Origin of the sequence: Cognatilysobacter tabacisoli (assembly GCF_003586305.1) — a bacterium.
Lineage (GTDB): Bacteria > Pseudomonadota > Gammaproteobacteria > Xanthomonadales > Xanthomonadaceae > Cognatilysobacter_A > Cognatilysobacter_A tabacisoli.
The window spans coordinates 1,605,539-1,626,847 of the sequence record NZ_QXJI01000001.1; the positions used below are offsets into that span (position 1 = coordinate 1,605,539).

16 protein-coding genes are annotated in these 21,309 nt (G+C 71.4%); 13 read left to right on the forward strand and 3 right to left on the reverse strand.

What is annotated here, in order from left to right; translation table 11 throughout:
• Positions 1-300 precede the first annotated feature (300 nt).
• The 8 genes from D3A60_RS11965 (at position 301) to D3A60_RS12000 (ending at position 9,782) form a co-directional block, all read left to right on the forward strand.
• Entirely contained in the window at positions 301-876 is a 576-nt protein-coding gene (locus tag D3A60_RS11965) for a TMEM165/GDT1 family protein (RefSeq protein WP_119718864.1), read from the forward strand.
• A 59-nt stretch (positions 877-935) separates the two neighbouring features.
• On the forward strand, positions 936-2,072 hold the full coding sequence (locus tag D3A60_RS11970; RefSeq protein ID WP_119718865.1) for a GGDEF domain-containing protein: 1,137 nt from the start codon (positions 936-938) through the stop codon (positions 2,070-2,072).
• 102 nt (positions 2,073-2,174) lie between these two features.
• Positions 2,175-3,470 carry a NupC/NupG family nucleoside CNT transporter gene (locus D3A60_RS11975; RefSeq protein ID WP_119718866.1) on the forward strand — a complete coding sequence of 432 codons (1,296 nt, stop codon included), beginning with the start codon at positions 2,175-2,177 and terminating at the stop codon, positions 3,468-3,470.
• Positions 3,471-3,475: 5 nt separating this feature from the next.
• On the forward strand, positions 3,476-4,456 hold the full coding sequence (locus D3A60_RS11980; protein ID WP_119718867.1) for a ribokinase: 981 nt from the start codon (positions 3,476-3,478) through the stop codon (positions 4,454-4,456).
• Between the two features lie 191 nt (positions 4,457-4,647).
• On the forward strand, positions 4,648-6,768 hold the full coding sequence (locus D3A60_RS11985; RefSeq protein ID WP_196778719.1) for a TonB-dependent receptor: 2,121 nt from the start codon (positions 4,648-4,650) through the stop codon (positions 6,766-6,768).
• Between the two features lie 16 nt (positions 6,769-6,784).
• Positions 6,785-7,882: a PepSY-associated TM helix domain-containing protein gene (locus D3A60_RS11990; RefSeq protein WP_119718869.1), complete on the forward strand. Its 1,098-nt coding sequence runs from the start codon at positions 6,785-6,787 to the stop codon at positions 7,880-7,882.
• A gap of 39 nt (positions 7,883-7,921) precedes the next feature.
• Positions 7,922-8,920: a tRNA dihydrouridine synthase DusB gene (gene dusB, locus D3A60_RS11995; protein WP_119718870.1), complete on the forward strand. Its 999-nt coding sequence runs from the start codon at positions 7,922-7,924 to the stop codon at positions 8,918-8,920.
• Between the two features lie 28 nt (positions 8,921-8,948).
• On the forward strand, positions 8,949-9,782 hold the full coding sequence (locus D3A60_RS12000) for a class I SAM-dependent methyltransferase (protein ID WP_119718871.1): 834 nt from the start codon (positions 8,949-8,951) through the stop codon (positions 9,780-9,782).
• A gap of 21 nt (positions 9,783-9,803) precedes the next feature.
• Here D3A60_RS12000 and D3A60_RS12005 read toward each other — a convergent pair whose 3' ends face one another.
• The 3 genes from D3A60_RS12005 to D3A60_RS12015 all read right to left on the reverse strand — a co-directional run bounded on the left by D3A60_RS12005 (position 9,804) and on the right by D3A60_RS12015 (position 15,366).
• Positions 9,804-10,466 (reverse strand): M15 family metallopeptidase, encoded by a 663-nt coding sequence (locus D3A60_RS12005; protein ID WP_119719110.1) that lies wholly within the window; start codon positions 10,464-10,466, stop codon positions 9,804-9,806.
• 399 nt (positions 10,467-10,865) lie between these two features.
• Positions 10,866-13,916, reverse strand: coding sequence for a TonB-dependent receptor (locus D3A60_RS12010; RefSeq protein WP_231120485.1), 3,051 nt, complete (start codon positions 13,914-13,916; stop codon positions 10,866-10,868).
• Between the two features lie 40 nt (positions 13,917-13,956).
• On the reverse strand, positions 13,957-15,366 hold the full coding sequence (locus tag D3A60_RS12015; RefSeq protein WP_119719111.1) for a transglutaminase-like domain-containing protein: 1,410 nt from the start codon (positions 15,364-15,366) through the stop codon (positions 13,957-13,959).
• Positions 15,367-15,632: 266 nt separating this feature from the next.
• Between D3A60_RS12015 and D3A60_RS12020 the strand changes: the two genes are divergently transcribed.
• The 5 genes from D3A60_RS12020 (at position 15,633) to D3A60_RS12040 (ending at position 21,289) form a co-directional block, all read left to right on the forward strand.
• The gene (locus tag D3A60_RS12020) at positions 15,633-17,060 is read left to right on the forward strand and encodes a C40 family peptidase (protein ID WP_119718873.1); all 1,428 of its coding nucleotides are present in this window, start codon (positions 15,633-15,635) and stop codon (positions 17,058-17,060) included.
• Positions 17,061-17,099: 39 nt separating this feature from the next.
• Positions 17,100-18,197 (forward strand): dipeptide epimerase, encoded by a 1,098-nt coding sequence (locus D3A60_RS12025; protein ID WP_119718874.1) that lies wholly within the window; start codon positions 17,100-17,102, stop codon positions 18,195-18,197.
• Positions 18,198-18,233: 36 nt separating this feature from the next.
• A complete protein-coding gene (locus D3A60_RS12030) occupies positions 18,234-19,082 on the forward strand; it encodes a MurR/RpiR family transcriptional regulator (RefSeq protein ID WP_119718875.1) in 849 nt (282 codons plus the stop codon).
• Between the two features lie 73 nt (positions 19,083-19,155).
• A complete protein-coding gene (locus D3A60_RS12035; RefSeq protein WP_119718876.1) occupies positions 19,156-19,941 on the forward strand; it encodes a L,D-transpeptidase family protein in 786 nt (261 codons plus the stop codon).
• A 79-nt stretch (positions 19,942-20,020) separates the two neighbouring features.
• On the forward strand, positions 20,021-21,289 hold the full coding sequence (locus D3A60_RS12040; protein ID WP_119718877.1) for a dicarboxylate/amino acid:cation symporter: 1,269 nt from the start codon (positions 20,021-20,023) through the stop codon (positions 21,287-21,289).
• Positions 21,290-21,309: the final 20 nt, after the last annotated feature.

The following is a 21,309-nucleotide window of genomic DNA, read 5'->3' on the forward strand; positions in this document are numbered from 1 at the left end:
CGCGGCGCGGGCCGAATCCCGGGCGGAACAGACGGTTCCGGCGCCGCACCCGCGCCGTCGCAGCCGCTACAATGCGCGCACTTCCTCCTCCGGGGAGTAGCCCACCGGGTCGCCGCATCGGCCGCCCGGGTCGCGCGTCAACACACTTGGCCGGCCGGCCATGGCGCGCGAGACCCGCCCCCGCGGCGGCGCCGGGCAAGACCGAAGGCAGGCGTCGCGCGAGCAACCTGGTATCCACCGGGCCGGGCCGTGCGATGTCCGCCTTCGCAGTCATCGCGAACGCCCGGCCCCGGAGATCCCATGGACACGTTCCCGTTCGCCACCGCGCTGCTCTCGACCGGCACGGTCGCCCTCGCCGAAATCGGCGACAAGACCCAGCTGCTGGCCCTGCTGCTGGCCGCGCGCTTCCGCAGGCCGTGGCCGATCATCGGCGGCATCCTGGTCGCCACCGTGCTGAACCACGCGCTGGCCGGCTGGCTCGGCGCGCTGGTCGCCCAGTGGCTGCGGCCCGAGCTGCTGCGCTGGATCGTCGCGGCGAGCTTCTTCGCCGTGGGGCTGTGGGCGCTGAAGCCCGACACGCTCGACGACGGGGCCTCGCTGCCGCCGCGCGGGGCCTTCGTCGCCACGACGATCGCGTTCTTCTTCGCCGAGATCGGCGACAAGACCCAGATCGCCACGGTGCTGATCGCCGCCCGCTACCACCCGCTGTGGGAGGTCGTCGTCGGCACCACGGCCGGCATGCTGCTGGCGAACGTGCCGGTGGTCGCGCTCGGCAGCCGCTTCGCCGGCCGCCTGCCGCTGAAGGCCGCGCGCTACGCCGCGGCGGCGCTGTTCATCGCGCTGGCGGCCTGGGTGGCGGTGCGCGGGGTCGGCTGAGCCGCGCCGCCGCTGCGCCTCGGCGCGCTATCCTTCGGGCCTGCTCGACGGGGATCGGCATGCATCCGTACTTCCACCAGGCGCGCGAGATCGTGGCCTCGCTGCTGTCGCGGCCGGACGAGCTGATGCTCGAGACCGGCGCCGGCGGCGAGCTGCTGGTGGCGCGGCTGCGCGCGGTGATCGCGGCGATCCTGCTGCTGCTCCCGCTGGTGAACGCGATCACCGGCGGCAGCATCCGCGAAACGATGATCGGGCTGGCCGGCGCGGTCTTCATCAATGTGTTCGCGCAGGTCTGGCTGGCGCTGGCCCGCACGCCGCGGCGGTTCCGCTGGCTGACGTTCGCCAGCGCCGCGTTCGACGTCAGCGCGACGACGCTGGTCCTGGCGATGCTGATGACGACGCAGATCCCGGCCGGCCTCAACAGCATGGTGGTGTGGTTCGGCTATCTGCTGGCGATCGTGCTGACCGCGCTGCGCAGCGACGGCCGCATCACCCTGTTCGCCGGCGCGCTCGCACTGGTCCAGTACGGCGCGATGGTGTTCGTCGGGTTCCAGCTGGCGTCGTCGCCGGAGCAGATGATTTCCAGCGACTACGGCGCGGTGACCGTCGGCAACCAGGTGCAGCGGCTGATCCTGCTGGTGATCGCCACGCTGATCACCGCGATGATCGTCTACCGCATGCAGAGGCTGGTCGAGATGTCCGGCACCGACGGCCTGACCGGCCTGCCCAACCGCACCTGGCTGCTGCACCGCATGCCGCGGCTGGTCGACGCGGCGCAGCGCCACGGCGGCAGCCTCACCGTGGCGCTGATCGACCTCGACCGCTTCAAGCGCATCAACGACGAAACCGGTCACCACGCCGGCGACCGCGCGATGCGCCACGTCGTGCAGGTGCTGCGCGAGCTGGGCGACGGCGACGAGTGGCTGGTGCGGCTGGGCGGCGAGGAGTTCGTGCTGGTGATGCGCAAGCCGATCGGCACGGCGTGGGAGCGCGTCGACGCCGCGCGCCGGCTGCTGAACGAGCGGCCGTTCGAGGTCGAACGCGGCGCGGATCCGATCCGCATCACCTTCAGCGCCGGGCTCTCGGCCTACCCGAACGACGGCAAGGACCTGTCCGAGCTGCTGCGCCGCGCCGACCTGCGCCTGCACCAGGCCAAGCAGGAAGGCCGCAACCGCGTCGTCGCCCGCGATCGCTGAACGGCCGCCGCGCCCGCCGCGCGGCTTGCTGGCCCATGGTGGGTGCTCTAGGCTGCGCCGACATTGACGAGCGGGCAACGCGCCGCGGAAGGGGACAGCTGGGTGGAAGCGATCGGCGGCGTGGCGTTTGGCCTGTTTGGCCTGGTGGTGCTGGTCGGCATCGCGTGGGCGTTCTCCAACAACAAGCGCTCGGTCGACTGGACGCTGGTCGCGACCGGCATCGGCCTGCAGATCGCCTTCGCCGCGCTGGTGCTGCTGGTGCCCGGCGGCAAGGACGTGTTCGACGCGATCGGCCACGGCTTCGTGCGCGTGCTGAGCTTCGTCAACGAGGGGTCGAAGTTCATCTTCGGCAACCTGATGGACACCTCGACGTACGGCTTCATCTTCGCGTTCCAGGTGCTGCCGACGATCATCTTCTTCGCCGCGCTGATGGGCGTGCTGTACCACCTGGGCGTGATGCAGTGGATCGTGCGCGGCATGGCATGGGCGATCACCAAGGTGATGCGCGTGTCCGGAGCGGAAACCACCAGCGTCTGCGCGAGCGTGTTCATCGGCCAGACCGAGGCGCCGCTGACGGTGCGCCCGTACATCTCGCGCATGACCGAGTCCGAGCTGATCACGATGATGATCGGCGGCATGGCCCACATCGCCGGCGGCGTGCTGGCCGCCTACGTCGGCATGCTCGGCGGCGGCGACCCGGTGCAGCAGGCGTACTACGCCAAGCACCTGCTGGCCGCGTCGATCATGGCCGCGCCGGCGACGCTGGTGATCGCCAAAATCCTGATCCCCGAGACCGGCGAGCCGCTGACCCGCGGCACGGTCAAGATGGAAGTCGAGAAGACGACCAGCAACGTCATCGACGCCGCCGCCGCGGGCGCGGCTGACGGCCTGCGCCTGGCGCTGAACATCGGCGCGATGCTGCTGGCCTTCATCGCGCTGATCGCGCTGCTGAACTGGCCGCTGACGTGGATCGGCGAGGCCACCGGGCTGTCGGCGATGCTCGGCCGTCCGACCGACATGGCGACGCTGCTGGGCTACCTGCTGGCGCCGATCGCGTGGGTCATCGGCGTGCCGTGGCAGGACGCGACCACCGTCGGCGGCCTGATCGGGCAGAAGATCGTCATCAATGAATTCGTCGCGTACCTGCAGCTGGCCGACATCGTCAACGGCAAGACGCCCGGCGTCGCGCTGACCGAGCAGGGCAAGCTGATCGCGACCTACGCGCTGTGCGGCTTCGCCAACTTCAGCTCGATCGCGATCCAGATCGGCGGCATCGGCGGCCTGGCCCCGGAGCGCCGGCAGGACCTCGCCCGGTTCGGCCTGCGCGCGGTGCTCGGCGGCACCATCGCCACGCTGATGACGGCGACGATCGCCGGCGTGCTGACCAACCTGGGCTGATCGGCATGGCGACCCCGCGCGCCGGCGGCGTGGTCGTGGTCGGCTCGTTCAACGTCGACCACGTCTGGCAGTGCGACGCGCTGCCGCAGCCGGGCGAGACCCGTGCCGGTCGCTACCACAGCGGGCCCGGCGGCAAGGGCTTCAACCAGGCCACCGCCGCGGCGCGCGCCGGGGCCAGCACGTCGTTCGTCTGCGCGCTCGGCGACGATGCCGGGGGCGCCCTCGCGCGCACGCTCGCCGGACACGATCGGATCGCGATGCTGGCGATGGACAGCGCGGAACCGACGGGCACCGCGGGCATCTACGTCGACGCGGCCGGCCGCAACAGCATCGTGATCGGCGCGGGCGCGAACGCGGCGCTGGACCGCGGCTTCATCGATCGCCATGCGCCCGTGCTGTCGGGCGCCGCCGTCGTGCTGGCCCAGCTCGAATCGCCGATCGAGGCGATCGAGGCGGCGCTGCGCCACGCCAAGGCAGGGGGCGCCACGACCGTGCTCAATCCTGCCCCCGCGAATGCCGAAACGAGCGCCGCGCTCCTGGCGCTGGTCGACGTGCTGACGCCGAACGAAACCGAGTTCGTCGCGCTGCTGGCCCGACACGCGTCCACCGCGCTGCCGGCGGACGCGATCGCCGGGCTCGACGACGGAACCCTGCACCGGCTGTGCCGCACGCTGCTTCCGCACGGCACGGTCGTGGTCACGCTCGGCGCGGCGGGCTGCTTCGCGTCGCTGCCCGACGGGGCCGATGCCGGCGACGGCCCGCGGTGGCACCGCGCCGCCGCGGAGCGCGCGGCCGTCGTCGACACGACCGGCGCCGGCGACGCCTTCAACGGCGCGCTCGCCGCCTCGATCGCGCACGACGCCGGCGGCGATCTGCGCGCGCAGCTACGCTTTGCCGGCCGGTTCGCGGCGCTGTCGACCGAGCGCGCCGGCGCGGCAGCCGCGATGCCGACCCGCGCGGACGTCACTGCCCGCTTCGGCGAATAGCGGTCGCCTGCGCTCGCCGGGCATGTCCCGGCGCTGTCCGCGGTAGCGGCGACGAGACAGGTTCGGCCTACACGCTTGCCTGCAGCGCACGGATCTCACGCAGGGCGCGAAGGCCGGCGATGAAGCCTCCCTTTCAAATGCGACTGATTCGCATTAACATGGGAGGCCACGCACGTCCTTTCCGGAACCCCATGCCCCGCCCCACCCTGCTCGCCGGCGCCGTGATCGTCGCCTTGGCCGCCGCGGCCCCCGCCCACGCCCAGGAAGACGCGACCGACCTCGATCGCGTCGTCGTCTCGGCCAGCACCAGCCGCGTCCCGTATTCCGATTCCGCCCTGCCGAACACAATCACCGTCATCGACCGCGCCGCGCTCGAGCAGCAGCTCGCGCTGACGCAGGACCTGTCGCAGGTGCTGGCGAACCTGATCCCGGCATTCGCGCCGTCGCGGCAGAAGCTGACCAGCTTCGGCGAGTCGCTGCGCGGCCGCCAGCCGCTGTACATGGTCGACGGCGTGCCGCAGTCGACGCCGCTGCGCGACGGCTCGCGCGATGCGCACACGATCGACCCGGCGATGATCGAGCGCATCGAGGTGATCCACGGCGCCAATGCGCTGCAGGGCCTCGGCGCGTCGGGCGGCATCATCAACATCATCACCAAGCGCGCTCCGCGCGGCGACGGCGACCGCTTCCACGACGTCTCGCTCGGCGCGAGCAGCGCGATGCCGGACGAAAGCGACGGCACCGGCTACCGCGCGTCGTACCTGTTCGGCACCCGCCGCGGCGCGTTCGACCTCGTCGCCGGCGCGTCGGCGGCCCGCGACGGGCTGCACTACGACGCCGACGGCCGCGCGCTGGCGGTCAACGGCGTGCAGGGCGACCTGATGGACTCGGAGTCGACCAACCTGTTCGCCAAGGCCGGCTGGGCGATCGACGACGAGCGCCGGCTGCAGCTGACCGCCAACCGCTACGACCTCGAGGGCCTGGGCCACTACGTCTCGGTGCCCGGCAATGTCGCGACCGGCACCACCGCGACTTCGGTGCGGGGCACGCCGCTGCTTGAGCCGGCGCGCAACCGCTCGACCTCGCTGACGCTGGACTACACCGACCGCGCGCTCGCCGGCGGCTACTTCCAGGCGCAGCTGTACTGGGTCGACTTCGAGGCGCGTTACGGCGGCAGCCCGTGGGTCAACTTCTTCGGCAACGCGCCGGGGTCGATCTGGTACGACCAGTCCCAGAACGTCTCGGAGAAGGTCGGCGGCAAGTTCAGCTGGTCGCGCGGCGACCTGCTCACGCTGCCGCTGCGGCTGACGCTGGGCCTCGACGTCCAGCGCGACACCACCTACCAGGAGCTGATCGTCAGCGGGCTCAACTGGGTGCCGGAAACCAGCTACACCTCGGTGTCGCCGTTCGTGCAGGCCGAGTGGCAGCCGATCGACGCGATCACGGTGACCGGCGGCCTGCGCCACGAGCGCGGCGAGTTGGAGGTCGACGACTACACGACCCTGCCGATCTACGGCAGCCAGCGCGTCGCCGGCGGCGCGCCCACGACCAGCGAGACGCTGCCGAACCTCGGCGTGGTGTGGTCGGCCACCGACGCGCTGAAGCTGTACGCGTCGTACGCCGAGGGCTACACCGTCGCCGACATCGGCCGCGTGCTGCGCGCGATCAACCGCCCCGGCCAGGCCGTCGACCGGCTGGTCGACCTCGACCCGGTGATCGCCGACAACCGCGAAGTCGGCATCGACTACGACGACGGCCGCTGGGTCGCGCACGCGACGGCGTACTGGTCCGACTCCGACAAGGGCTCGCTGCTGGTGTACGACGCGGCGAGCGACACGTACAACGTCAGCCGCCAGCCGACCGAGATCCGCGGCGTCGAGGCGAACGTGGCGTTCAAGTTCAGCGACGCCGGCCGCGTCGGGCTGGGCTACGCGGCCGCCGAGGGCCGCTACGACCGCAACAACGATGGGCGGCTCGACACCGACCTGGAGGGCATCAACATCAGCCCGGACCGGATCAGCGCGTTCTGGGAACAGCGCTGGTCCGACGCGTTCGCGACGCGCCTGCAGGCCAACCACGCCGACGACCGGGCGTTCGACCGCAACGGGTCGACCGTCGCGCGCTTCGACGGCTACACGACGTTCGACCTGCAGGCGCGCATCGGCCTGCCGCTCGGCGCGCTGAACGTCGGGCTCGAGAACGTCTTCGACCAGCAGTACGTTACGTACTACTCGCAGACCACGCCGTCGAACGACGACTACGTCGCCGGCCGCGGCCGCGTCTTCAGCGTCGCCTGGTCTCACCGGTTCTGACCCCGGCCACGCACGCATGGTCGCCACCGCCCCGTCCGTCTCCGCCGTCTCCGCGCCGCGTGCGCGGCGGCTGCGCGGCGTGCTGTCGTGGCTGCACCTGTGGGTCGGGCTCGGCGTCGGCACGCTGTTCGCGCTGATCGGCCTGTCGGGCACGGTACTGGTGTTCCACGACGACCTGCTGCGCTGGCAACACCCGCAGCTGGTCGCGCATGACGTCCGCGCTGACGGGGCGGTGCTGGCCGACGTGCTCGCCACCTGGCGGCCGCGCGGCCTGACCGCGATCGACGTGCCCAAGCCGGGGCTGGCGGCGTGGCAGGGCTATTTCGCCGACGGCCGCCGCGGCTACTTCGCGCCCGACGACGGCGAGCTGCTGCTGATGCGCAGCGTCGGCAACGACCCGCTGCTGTGGCTGCACGAGTTCCACACCGAACTGCTCGGCGGCGAAGCCGGCCATCAGGTCGTCGGCGTCATCGGCTGGGTTTCGCTCGGCCTGATGCTGACCGGCCTGTACCTGTGGTGGCCGCGCCGCGGGCGCCTGGTCGCGCAGCTAAAGGTGCATGCCGGCCCGCCGGTGCGCCGCTGGCTGACCTGGCACCGCAGCGCCGGCGTGGTGCTGCTGCCGCTGCTGCTGCTGTCGACCTTGACCGGCGTCGGCATGGTCTACCACGACGGGTCGCGCGCGCTGCTGGTCGCGCTGTTCGGCGGCGCCGATCCGCCGGGCCCGCCGCAGCGGGCACCGACCGCGGCGGCGCCGGACTGGACCCCGATCCTCGCCACCGCCGCGGCCGCGCTCCCGGATGCCCGCCTGACCCGGATCGCGCTGCCCGCGCCGGGCAGCGACGTGATCGGGTTCCGCGCGCGCAAGGCCGGCGAGTGGCACCCGAACGGACGCAGCCTGGTGTTCGTCGACGCCGCCGGCTCGCGCACGCTGCGCATCCACGACGCCACCGCGCAGCCGGCCGGCGCCCGCATCAGCGAGGCGATCTACCCGCTGCACATCGGCTCGGTCGGCGGCGCCGCGTACCGCTGGCTGACCGCGCTGGCCGGGCTGCTGCCGGCCTTCCTGCTGGTGACCGGCTTCCTGTTCTGGCGGCGCCGGCGCGGCAAGCGCTGACGCCGGGCCGCGGGAGCCCCCGCCGCTACAATGGCCGGCATGCGCATCGGGCCCCACGACATCACGCCCCGAGTGATCCTGGCCCCGATGGCCGGGGTCACCGACAAGCCGTTCCGGATGCTGTGCAAGCGGCTCGGTGCCGGGCTGTGCGTGTCGGAAATGACGACCTCGGACCCGCGCTTCTGGTCGACCGCGAAATCGCGCCACCGCATGGACCACGTCGGCGAGCCGGCGCCGATCAGCGTGCAGATCGCCGGCACCGTGCCCGAGGTGATGGCGCAGGCCGCCCGCTACAACGTCGACCACGGCGCGCAGATCATCGACATCAACATGGGCTGCCCGGCCAAGAAGGTCTGCAACGCCTGGGCGGGCTCGGCGCTGATGCGCGACGAGGCGCTGGTCGCGCGCATCCTCGAGGCTGTCGTCGCCGCCGTCGACGTGCCGGTGACGCTGAAGATCCGCACCGGCTGGGCCGCCGACCGGAAGAATGCGCTGGCAATCGCGCGCATCGCGCAGGAAGCCGGCATCGCCTCGCTGGCCGTGCACGGCCGCACCCGCGACCAGCAGTACACCGGCGTGGCCGAGTACGACACGATCGCCGCGGTCAAGGCGGCGCTGTCGATTCCGGTCGTCGCCAACGGCGACATCGATTCGCCCGACAAGGTCGCCGCGGTGCTCGCGCACACCGGCTGCGACGCGGTGATGGTCGGGCGCGCGGCGCAGGGCCGGCCGTGGATCTTCCGCGAGATCGGCCACTTCCTCGCCACCGGGCAGCGCCTGCCGCCGCCGACGCTGGACGAGGTCCGCGACGTGCTGCTCGGCCATCTCGACCACCTGCACGACTTCTACGGCGAAGAGTCCGGCGTGCGCATCGCACGCAAGCACCTGGGCTGGTACGCGAAGGACCGGCCCGAGAACGCCGCGTTCCGCGACGTGGTCAACCGCGCCCAGACCGCCGAGGCCCAGCGCCGCCTGACCCGCGACTACTTCGATGCACTGGCCGCCGGCGTCGTACCGGACGTCGCCGCAGCCGCCTGATTCCCCGTCCACGCCAGCGAGGCCGGCCATGATTGCCCCGACCGAACCGACCGCATCGCCGTACCTGCACGGGTTCTCGCCGACCGAACAGGCGCGGCTGGTCAAGCAGGCGCGGATCGCCGAGTCGACGATCTTCCGCGACATCGACTACACCGGCGCGCGGCGCTTGATCGAGGTCGGCAGCGGCGTCGGCGCGCAGACCGAGATCCTGCTGCGGCGGTTTCCCGACCTGCACGTCGACTGCATCGACTTCAGCCGCGCGCAGCTCGAGGCCGCGCGCGCGAACCTCGGCGCACGCGCCTGGCTCGACGGCCGCTATGCGCTGCACGAGGCCGACGCGGGCGATCTGCCGTTCGAGGCGCGGACGTTCGACGCGGCGTTCCTGTGCTGGGTGCTGGAGCACGTGCCGTCGCCGGCGCGCGTGCTCAGCGAGCTGCGCCGCGTGCTGTCGCCCGGCTCGCCGGTGTACATCACCGAGGTCATGAACGCCTCGTTCCTGCTCGACCCGTACTCGCCGAACGTGTGGCGCTACTGGATGGCGTTCAACGACTTCCAGATCGACAGCGGCGGCGATCCGTTCGTCGGCGCGAAGCTCGGCAACCTGCTGCTGGCCGGCGGCTTCCGCGACGTCAGCACGCAGGTCAAGACGTTCCACTTCGACAACGGCGAACCGGCGCGGCGCAAGGCGATGATCGCGTTCTGGGAGGAGCTGCTGCTGTCGGCGGCCGACCAGCTCGTCAGCGCCGGGAAGGTCACGGCCGAGGTCGTCGACGGCATGCGCCGCGAGTTCCACCAGGTACAGAACGATCCCGACGCCGTCTTCTTCTACGCGTTCGTGCAGGCGCGCGCGACGGTCTACTGAGCCGGGTCGGGCGACCCGCGGTCAGCGGATCGGGAAGTCGAAGTAGCGCTTCGGCTCCGGCTCGGGGTCGAGCGTGTAGTGCCACCACTCCAGCGGGTAGTTGCGGAAGCCCGCGGCCGCCATCGCCGCGCGCAGGCGCTCGCGGTTGCCGCGCTGCTGCGGCGACACCGCCGGCGAGTCGGTGTTCGCCCGCGGGTCGAAGAAGTCGTACTCGGTGCCCATGTCCAGCGGCAGGCAGCGCGCGGCTTCGCAACGCAGCAGGGTCAGGTCCAGCGTCGCACCGCGGCTGTGGCCCGAAGTCGGCGAGATGTAGTCGCCGAGCAGCTCACGCTTGCTCAGATTCGGGTAGTGCGTGGCCTTGGTGCGCTGGTCGCCCAGGTCGGCGGCCCAGCGCACGAAATGCTGTACGGCGCGCGCGGGCCGGTAGCAGTCGTACACCCGCAGCCGCAGTCCTTCGGCGCGCAGCGCGGCCTCGGCCTTGGCCAGCGCGTCGGCGGCAGGCGCCTGCAGGAAGCAGCGGCCGGTCTCGTAGCCGTCGACGCGGCCGCCAGTGAAGTTGTTTGGGCCGGCGTAGCGCATGTCGACGTCGAGATCGGCGACGCGGGCGCGCACGTCGACCATGCCGGCCGCCTCGGGCGTCTCGGCCGCGGCGATCGGCATCGGACTCCCGCTTCCGCCGCGCATCGGCGACAGCGCGTGCGCGGCCAGCGCGAAGGCCAGCCACGGCAGCACGTAGTACGCGAATTCGCGGAGGCGGGACGACTTCCTGGTCATGGGCATGCGATCGGCGGGCGGGGAGCCGTTCCTGGGCAACGTGCGCATAGTGCAAACCGAATGCGGGGAGCGGTCAACTGCCGGCAGTTGCCATGGCCCGTTGGGGGCCGCCGGGCTGAACGGTACAGCCGCGCGGGCCTGCGGGCGTTGGCGTCCAGGCCGGCGAGCCCGCACGAGCCGGTCAGATCCGAACGGGAGGCTGCTGCAGGCGTCTGCCTCGGCTTACCGGTTAGCGGCCACGGCTGGCGGCCCGGAGCCGGGCCCCTCAAAAAAATGGCGGCCCGGTACGCGGGCCGCCAACGGGGAGCGTCAGAAATTCCAGCTGACCACGAGCTGCGCGTAGCGCGGCGACTGCCAGCGGGTGCCGGTGCCGAAGGTGGTCCGGTAGACGCCCGGCCCCTTCTCGTAGCGCTGGCGCACATTGATGACCTCCTGCTCGTTGAGCAGGTTGAAGACCGACAGCCGCGCCTTCAGGTCGATGCCCTCGACCGGCAGGGTCCAGGTGACGTTGGCGCCGAGGTTGTAGGTCCACGGCATGCGCCCGAACGCGCCGCGCTCGCTGAACTCGTGGACGCGGTTCTGCCACGGGCCGGAACAGTTCTGCACGCAGATCCAGCCGCTGCCGCCGCCGCTGCCCTCGGAGGTGAAGCTGCCGACCGAGAAGTTCTCGTCCGGCCAGGTCACGCCGAACGCGCTGATCGGCGCGCCGGACTGCGCGACCAGCGTGCTGCCGAACGTCCACATCTCGTTGAGCTTGAAGCTGCCGCGCAGCTTGACCTGGTGCCGGTGGTCGTTGAACAGGTCGCCGTAGCGCTCGTTGACGGCCGGGTGGTCCCAGTGCTGGACCATGCCGGTGTCGCCGTAGTTGGTGTCGGAGTTCACCGGGCCTTCGTGGTTGCCGTCCAGCTTCGACCACAGGTACGACGCATTGAAGGCCCACCGGTCGTCCCACGCGCGGTCGATCTGGAACTCCAGCGCCTTGTACGTGCGGCGCGGGTCCTTGTAGCCGATGATCCGGTTGCTGCCGACGGTGATGTAGCCCTCCTTCGACGTGTCGATGGTGACCCAGCCGTTCTGGGCGCAGCCCATCGCGGTGGTGCCCCACAGGGTCAGCTCCTCGCCCGGGTTGGCGATCGGGAACAGCGTGGCGTGGCGCACGCCGCACAGCGCGTTGATGCGCACGTCGTCGAGCGCGCCCTCCATCTTCCGGTAGGTGCCGTTGACGCCCCAGGACCACGCCTGGTTGATCATGCTCTGGAAGCCGAGGATGAACTCGTCCTGGTACACGGCATCGAGGTCGCGGTCCACGCTGCTGCGCAGGTCACCGACGCCGATGTTCATGTCGTCATCGACCGGGCCGATCTGCGCGCCGAGGATGGGCTGCCGGTAGCTGGCGCCGGTGACCGGATTGGTTGCCTGCTGCCATCCGTTCAACGCCCAGTACGTGTACTCGTCGGTCAGGCCGCCGGCGAAGGTGTAGTTGATGTTGTTGGTGACCGGCAGGTAGTAGCGCCCGGCGTTGCCGAACAGCTTCATGCGCCCGTCGGCGCGCACGTCCCACGAGAAGCCCACGCGCGGCGACACCAGGTCGTCCATCTTGATGAAGCTGCTGCCGGTGGCGGTCTTGTTCTCGAACGCGTCGACGCGGACGCCGAGGTTCAGGACCAGGCTCGGGGTGACGTTCCACACGTCCTCGACGTACCAGGCGTTGGCGGTCGTCTCGAACACGCCGCCGTCGGCGCGCCGGCGCCCCATGACGATCGCGTTGACGCCCGCGGGCACCGTCGCGCCGTTGTCGAGCAGGCTGCCGGGCGCGCGCGAGTACACGGTGTAGCGCGTGCCGTCCGGGCCCGGGTACGAGGTGGTGCGGTCGGTGGTCATCTCCTCGCTGTCGACGCCGAACCGCAGCAGGTGGTCGCCCAGCGTCCACTCGAAGTCGAGCCGGCCGACCTTGCGTTCGTCGTGGTGGTCGACGACCGAGGTGCCGGTGAACGGATGGCAGCTCACCGGCGGCCGGCCCAGTGCCGTGTACGCGGCGTTGTAGCTCGAGTCGATGATCACCTGCGAGCACAGCGTGTCGGCCGGCGAGTAGGTCAGCGCCTTGCTCTTGTTGATGCCGTACATCGCCTTGGCGGTAAAGCTTTCGCCGAAGCGACCGGTGTACGTGGCCGAACCGCTGGTGCCGCCGCTTTCAGCCGTGCTGCTCCCGGTGAAGCTGGTCGTGCGGGCGTTGTCCCAGTCGTAGGCGTAGGTCTCGGCGGTGGTCTCGGTCTCGTCGGAGAAGCCCATCACCTCCAGCAGGTGGCTGTCGGTGATGTTCCAGTCGAGCTTGGCGCCCCAGAACCCGTCGCCGTTCTCCGAGTCGGTCCAGCTGGCGCCGTTGGTGCTGGTGTTGCTGGCGTCGGTCTCGCGCTGCTCGTACATCGCGAACAGGAACACGCGGTCGCGCAGCAGCGGGCCGGACGCCCAGACATTGCCCTTCATGAAGCTGCGCGAGTCGCGGCTGGCGCGGTAGTACACCGGCACCGGGTTGCCTGCGGCGTCGGTGTCGGAGAACTGGTGGTCGTCGGCGCTGGACTGCAGCGCGCTGGGCTCGAAGGTGAAGGTCACGCCGCCGTCGAACTCGTTGCCGCCGCGGCGGGTCACGGCGTTGATCACGCCGCCGGTGCTGCGGCCGAACTCGACCGAATAGCCGCCGGTCTTGACCTGGAACTCCTGGAAGAAGTCGAACGGCGCCGCGGAGAAGCTTTGCCGGCGGTAGAAGTCGGTGACGTTGAGGCCGTTGATGAACACCGAGTTCTCGGCCACCGACGAGCCGCCGAACGAGATGCCGCCGAACGACGAGTTTCCGCCGATCACGCCCGGGGCCACCAGCGCGACGGACGTCAGGCTCTGGTCCACCGGGATGCGCGCGATCTCCTCGCGCGTGATGTTGGTGGCGGTCTCGGTCGACCGCACGTCGACGCGGTTCACCACGCGCGAGCCGATCACCTGCACCGAGTCGAGGTTGACGACGTCACCGCCGCTGCCGAGGTTGACCGTGGTCGTGCCGCCCAGCGCCACGTTGACCTGCACCGGCGCGCCGACCGGCTGGCCGTCGCGAACCACCTGCAGCGTGTAGTCGCCGACCGGCAGCTGGCTGAGCCGGTACGCGCCGTTGGAGCCGACGGTCACCGTGCGGGTGACGCCGGTGGCGGGGTTGCTGACCGTGATCTGGTCGCCGGCGCTGGCGCGGCCCGCGACGGCGCCGGTCACGCTCTGCGCGAGCGCCATCGGCGCCACCGTGCCCAGGCACGCACCCAGCGCGAGGCACAGCGCCGCTTTCTTCATCCGCTTCGACAACGACCGCCTGGCTTTCATGTCCCCTCCAACGCGTGATGTGGACCGCGAGTCGCCGGCATCAGTGGCCCGGCGATGGCGGCAGTACCTTGGCCTCGAACGTGTAATCCCACTGGTCGAAGTAGAGGTTCCCTCCCCTCCACTCCGCCTCGCCGCGCTGGGAGTCCACGGTCTCGGATCGGAAATGCTGTTTCGGCGGAACCAGCGGCGTTCCGTAGTCGTCATTGAAGGCGATGCGATACGCATCGAGCCCGCCGAAGTAGAACCACTCCAGCCCCGGGTCGCGCTCGCCCTCGAACCGGCCGGTGGTGACGTCCATCGGCAGCCAGCCGTACGGGGCGAGGTACATCCAGCCCCAGTCGTGCAGGTTGTCGTAGTCGCCGTCGGAGAAGACCATCCCCGACTGCCAGCGCGCGGGAATACCGTTGAGCCGCAGCAGCGTCATCAGCAGCAATGTCTGCTGCCCGCAGTCGCCGTGTCCGGTGGCCAGCACGTAGTGGGGGATGTTGCGGATCGTCGAGTACTCGCGCGCGCCGGCCCACGGGATGCGGTCGACGGCCTCGAACAGCTTGCGCGCGACGCGGTACGGATTGGATTCGTCGCCGACGACGCGCGCCGAGAACGCGCGGATCTCGTCGCTGAAGACGATGTGCGGCGGTCGTTCGCCCAGGTGCTCGGCCAGCGCGGCGGTCGGCACGACCGGCACGACGCTGTCGGGATCGATCGCGTGCACCTGCGCGTGGACGGTCAGTTCGTAGTCGATCGCGAAGCGCGTCGGCTGGCCGGCCACCGCGCGCTGCTCGAGGTAGACGGTCCGCTGGCGGGTGTCCTCGGGCGCGACGACTGCCTGCGCCGGCGTGGTCGCGTGCAGGCGCAGCCCATCCTGCTGGCCCGGAAGGGCGCGCGGGTACGGGATCCACGCGCGCACGGTCTCGCCGGCGGGGACCGCGTCGGCCTCCACGACGAGGGACTGCGTGACCCGCACGCGGCGCGGGGCCACGCTGCTCGCGCCGGTGGCGCGCGCGTGGGCGAGCGCCTCGGCGTGGTGCGCGTGCGGGGACTCCATCGGTCCGCCGCCGCCCGCGGCCGGTCGGGCGCGCCGCGCTGCCGCGTCGGGGCTGAGCAGGAACAGGTTCGAGACTGCGCGGGCGAAGTAGCGGGGCTCGCCGTCGATGACCAGGTGCTCGAGCTGCCCGGCCCGCGTCCAACGGTCGAATTCGTCGTCGCGCAGGTCCGGCACCTGCGCCCGCAGCCGCTCGCGCGCGGCCGCCTCGTCGAGCGGGAAGTCCAAGCGGATCCGGCGCATGCGTTCGCGCTCGAAGGCCAGCGCATCGCGGGTCGCGGGGGCCAGCGCGCCGTCGGCGAGCGCTGCGTCGATGCGGCGGCCGGCGTCGGCAAAGGCGCCGCGATCGACCAGCGACGCGACCGCCGGCAGCGGGTCCTCGACGGCCCGCGTTGGCCGCGCCGCCATGGCCAGGCACGCGCAGGCCAGCAGCGCGGACACCACGCGCGCCGGCGTCGGCGAAACCTGCTCGATGCTGCCCCTGCTCACGCCGCCGACCGCCCCTGGCTGACTGTCGCGGCTGTGTAACATGGGGATCAGGGCGCGTCAATAATTTATTCTTGACTAAAACATCGACTGAAGTATCTATTCCACTTCGACGGGCGCTGCCCGCGGAAGAAGACGCCCCGATGCCCGTTTGCGTTTCCCCAGCACCCCCGCCGCAGGCCGGTGCCATGGCCCTCCGGCGGGCGTGGATGCTGCCGCTGCGCGCCACCGCCGTGGTGCTCGCGCTCGCGACGCCGTTCGCGCTCGCAGCCGCGGCGACCGGCCCGTCTGCGAACCCGCCCCACGGGGTCGTCGGCGTCGAAGACGCCCAGCTCGATCCCCGCTATTGGGTGGCCCGCCATCCGAACCCCGATGCGGCGTACCTCGACCGGCCCGCCATCGACGCGCACAACGCGACCCTTCGGGCGACCGACCGCAGCGTCCACGACCTGCAGGCCCTCCCGCGGGTGCTCCCGCGGGAGCAGGTCGCGCAGTGGGTGGGCGCGCTGTCGGCGCCGCCATCGCGAACGCTCTACGACGTGCAGGGCGCTCCGCTCCCGCCCGCCACGCTCGCGGGCATCGTCGCCAACGCTGCGGTCGCGGCGATCCCGGCCGAGCGGCCGGCGCGCTACGGGCTCGCCGTGCGGCGCGCCGACTTGCGCACGTTCCCGACCGCGCTGCGGGTGTTCCGCGAGGTCGGCGACACCGACATTGACCGCTTCCAGGAAAGCACGCTGTTCCCGGGCGACCCGGTGGTGATCGCGCACGAGAGCGCCGACGGCCAGTGGTGGTTCGTCGTCAGCCCGCGCTATGCCGCGTGGGTGGAGCGCCGCCACATCGCCGAGGGCGACGCCGGGCAGGTGCTCGGCCACACGACGCGGTCGCCGTACCGGATCGTCACCGGCGCGACGGCGCACACGGTCTACAACCCCGAGCTGCCGGCCGTGTCGGAACTGCAGCTCGACATGGGGGTGCGGATGCCGCTGCGCACCGACTGGCCCGCCGACCGCGCGGTCCACGGGCAGCACCCCTACGCCTCGCACGTCGTCGACCTGCCCACGCGCGACGCCGATGGGCGGCTGCGGTTCGCCCCCGCGCTGCTGCCGCGCCGCGAGGACACCGCGGGCACCCCGCTGGCGCTGACCCCGCGCAACCTCATCGGGCAGTCGTTCAAGTTCCTCGGCGAGCGCTACGGGTGGGGGCACGCGTACAACGGGCGCGACTGCAGCGGCTTCGTGTCGGAGGTCTATCGCAGCCTCGGCGTCGAGTTGCCGCGCAACACGAGCGACCAGGCGCGCAGTCCGGCGCTGGCCGGGGTCGTGTTCGGCGAGCGCGACGGACGCGAGGCGCGCGAGGCCGCCGTGCGCGCGCTGCAGGTCGGCGACCTGGTGTACATCCCCGGCCACGTGATGATGGTGATCGGGCACGTCGACGGCGCGCCGTACGTCATCCACGACACCACCGGCATCTCCTACCGCGGCGCCGGCGGCGCACTGGTGCGCATGCCGCTGAACCAGGTCGCTGTCACTCCGCTGCTGCCGCTGATGTTCAACGCGCGCGAGCGCAAGGTCGACCGCATCACCGCCATCCGCCACGTGCGCCACGCCGCGCGCTGACCGCACTCCCGCCGACGAACCCGCCGAGCCACCCCCTTCATGAAGATCACCGACATCCGTTTCGGCCTGCTGCGCGTGCCGCTGAAGACGCCTTTCAAGACCGCGCTGCGCACGGTCGAGGCGGTCGAGGACATTGTCGTTACGGTCCACACCGACACCGGCCACGTCGGCTACGGCGAGGCGCCGGCCACGGCGGTGATCACCGGCGACACCCACGGCTCGATCGTGGAAGCCATCGGCCGCTACATCGCGCCGCGGCTGGTCGGCGAGGACATCGCCAACCTCAACCGCATCACCCAGCTCATACAGGGCGCGCTGGAGCGCAACACCAGCGCGAAGGCGGCGGTCGAGATCGCCGTCTACGACCTGTTCGGCCAGCTCTACGGCGCCCCGCTGTACCGGCTGCTCGGCGGCGGCGACCCGGTGATCACCACCGACATCACCATCAGCGTCGACTACATCGACAAGATGGTCGCCGACTCGATCAGCGCGGTGGACCGCGGCTTCGAGTCGCTGAAGATCAAGGTCGGCAAGGACATGGGCGTCGACGTCGAGCGGGTCAAGGCGATCTACGCTGCGGTCGAGGGCCGTGCCCTGCTGCGCCTCGATGCGAACCAGGGCTGGACGGCGAAGCAGGCCGTGCATGCGATCGGCACGCTCGAGGACGCCGGCGTGCGCCTCGAACTGGTCGAGCAGCCGGTCAAGGCGCACGACCTGGAGGGCATGAAGTACGTCACCGAGCGGGTCAACACGCCGATCATGGCCGACGAAAGCGTGTTCGGCCCGCGCGAAGTGATCGACCTGATCCGGATGCGCGCCGCGGACATCATCAACATCAAGCTGATGAAGACTGGCGGCCTGTCCAACGCGATCCGGATTGCCGACATCTCCGCGCTGTACGGGGTGGAGTGCATGATCGGCTGCATGCTGGAAACGAGCATCTCGGTGGCCGCGGCCGTGCACCTGGCGGTGGCCAAGTCGAACGTGATCACCAAGGTCGACCTCGACGGCCCGTCGCTGTGCGCGTTCAACCCGGTCGACGGCGGAGTGCAGTTCAACGAGTCGGAGATCTCGGTGACCGATGCGCCCGGCCTCGGCATCCGCGAGATCCGCGGGCTCGAACCCTACCGGGCCTGACGCGCGGCCCGGAGTTGAATCGACGATGATTCCGCCATGCCACCGCTGCTGAAGATCCGCGCCGAGCGCGACCGCATGTCGGCGATCGAGCGCCGCATCGCCGACTACCTGCTCGACAACGCGCACCTGCTGCGCGACTACTCGTCTCAGCAGCTCGCCGACGCGCTCGGGATCAGCCAGTCGAGCGTGGTGAAGTTCAGCCAGAAGCTCGGCTTCAAGGGCTACCCGGACCTCAAGTACACGATCGGGCAGGCCATCGCACGCGGCACCGGCATTGAGGAGGCGTCCGTGCGCGCCGACGACGCGGGCGACCCGCACGCGGCGCTGGCCGATTCGCTGTGGCAGATGAAGGCGCAGGCCGAGGCCGCGACGCGGCTGATCAATCCGCCCGCGCGCATCGATGCGATCGCCGCGGCGATCGAAGCCGCCGGCAAGGTCTACATCATCGGGCTCGGCGAAGACGGCATCCCGGCGCGCGCGTTCGCCACCCGGCTGTCGATGCTCGGGGTGCTGACGGTCCACTACGTCGATGCGGCGCTGATGCAGGCCGGCGTGTCCAGCGCCGCGCCGGGCGACGTGCTGCTGGTGTTCTCCGAACACGGGCGCCAGCCGTCGCTGTGCCAGATCGGGCGCGGCGTGCGCGAACTCGGCGGCAGCGTGGTCACCGTCACCCGGCACACGCCCAACCCGCTGCGCGCGCACGCCGACCATGCGCTGCTGGTGTCCGCGCACCACGAGTGCCGCTACATCGAGCCGCTGCTGTACCAGTCGGCCCTGCAGCACCTGCTCGACGTGCTGTTCGTGCTGCTGTGCGAAGGCAGCGCGGCGCGACGCGACCGGCTCGACCTCAACCTCGATCGCATGCACGATCTGCCCGATGGCTGATGCGGCCGTGGACGCTGTGATGCCGCACCGCCCGGCGCACGCCCCTTCCTTCCCGTACAGGACCACACCGACGATGCCCCGACTCCTCGCCGCCACCGTGCGCACCGCGCTCCTCGGCATCGCCCTGGCGGCCACCGGCTGCACCACGGTGGCCGAGCCGGCCGCCTCGACCGACGCGCAGGCGTGGGCGCAGGCGCAGCAGATGGTCGTCGTCACCACGCCCGGCTGGGACGCGATCGACGGCCAACTTCGCCGGTTCGAACGCACCCCCGCCGGCTGGCGCGAAGTCGGCCCGGGCGCGCCGATCGTGATCGGCCGCAGCGGCAGCGGATGGGGGCTGGGCCTGCACCCGACGCAGGCGACCGGCCCGCAGAAGCGCGAAGGCGATGGCCGCGCGCCCGCCGGCGTGTTCGCGATCGGTCCTGCGTTCGGCTACGCGCCGAGCGCCGACACCGCGCTGCCGTACCAGGCGATGGATGCCGGCGACTACTGCATCGACGTGCCCGATTCGCCGCTGTACAACCGCATCGTCGATACCAAGGACGTCGGCGCCGAAGCGGTCAAGGGATCCACCGAGCCGATGCGCCGCGACATCCACCTCGACGGCGACGACGTGTACCGGCTCGGGTTCGTGATCGAGCACAACGCGGGCGGCCGCGCGAACGCCGGCAGCTGCATCTTCGCCCACCTGTGGCGGGGCCCGTCGCGGCCGACGGCGGGCTGCACCGCGATGGCCGAGCCAGCGATGCGCGAGCTGCTGGCGTGGCTGGGGCCCAACCGCAAGCCGGTGTTCGTGCTGCTGCCCGAGCCCGAGTACCGACGCGTCCAGGCCGAATGGGGCCTGCCGCCGCTGCCGTGACGCGCGCCGGCGCGTCCACGCTGCCGCGCCGCGCGTAGGTCCACGCCCCTCCTCTTCCGCTTCCTTTGGAATCCGCCACGTGTCGACGACTGCCCGCGTACTGCTCGGCCTCCTGCTCGGTGCCGCGATCGGCCTGGCGCTCGCGTGGTGGGACGCGTCCACCGCGACAGTCGTCGCCGACGCGGTCCAGCCGATCGGCCGCCTGTGGCTCAACGCGCTGCAGATGACCGTGGTGCCGCTGGTCGTCGCGCTGGTGATCATCGGCGTCAACGCCGCCCGCGACGCGGCCGCATCGGGGCGCACCGCGCGCCGCGCGATCGCGACGTTCGTCGTGCTGCTGTCGGCCGGCGCCGCGTTCGCCGCGATCGCCGCACCGCTGCTGCTGTCGCTGCTGCCGCGCCCAGCCGGGCTGGCCGAATCGCTGCGCGCGGCATCGCCGGAGGCCTCGACGCTGTCGGTGCCGGCGTCGCTGGGCGAGTGGTTCACCGCGATCATCCCGAGCAATGCGATCGCCGCCGCCGCGCAGAACGCGATGCTGCCGCTGGTGGTGTTTGCGCTGTTCTTCGGCTTCGCGCTCGCGCGGATCGAGCCGGAGCGTCGGCACCGGCTGCTCGAGCTGGTGCAGGCCGTCGCCGACGTGATGATCGTGATCGTGCGCTGGGTGCTGTGGGCCGCGCCGCTGGGCGTATTCGCGCTGGTTCTCGCGGTGTGTGCGCGCGTTGGCAGCGGCATGCTCGGCGCGTTCGGCACCTACATCGGCCTGCAGGTGGTGCTGTACGTCGCCGCGACGCTGCTGCTGTACCCCGTGGCGGTACTGGCCGGCGGCGAGCGCCTGCGCCGCTTCGCCGCGGCGATCCTGCCGGCGCAGACCATCGCCGCCAGCACGCAGTCTTCGCTGGCGTCGCTGCCGGCGATGATCGAAAGCGCGCGCACCCGGCTCGGCCACCCGGTCGCGACCACGTCGCTGGTGCTGCCGATGGCGGTCACGCTGTTCCGGCTGACCAGCCCGATGCAGTACGTCGGCGTCGCGGCGTTCATCGCCTGGGCCTACGGCATCGACCTGTCGATCGCGCAGCTCGCCGCGGGCGCCGCGCTCGCAGTGGTGATCAGCATGGGCTCGGTGGGCCTGCCCGGGCAGGTCAGCTTCATGGCGACGAACATGCCGGTGTCGCAGGCGATGGGCCTGCCGGTCGAGCCGCTCGGCCTGCTGCTGGCGCTAGACACGATTCCCGACGTATTCGCCACGGTCGGCAACGTCACCGCCGACCTCACCGCGAACAGCATCGTGTCGCGGCAGGGCGCGGGCGACGCGCGCGACGAGCCCTCGACGGACACCGCGCTCGACTGACGCGCACTCGACTGATGCGC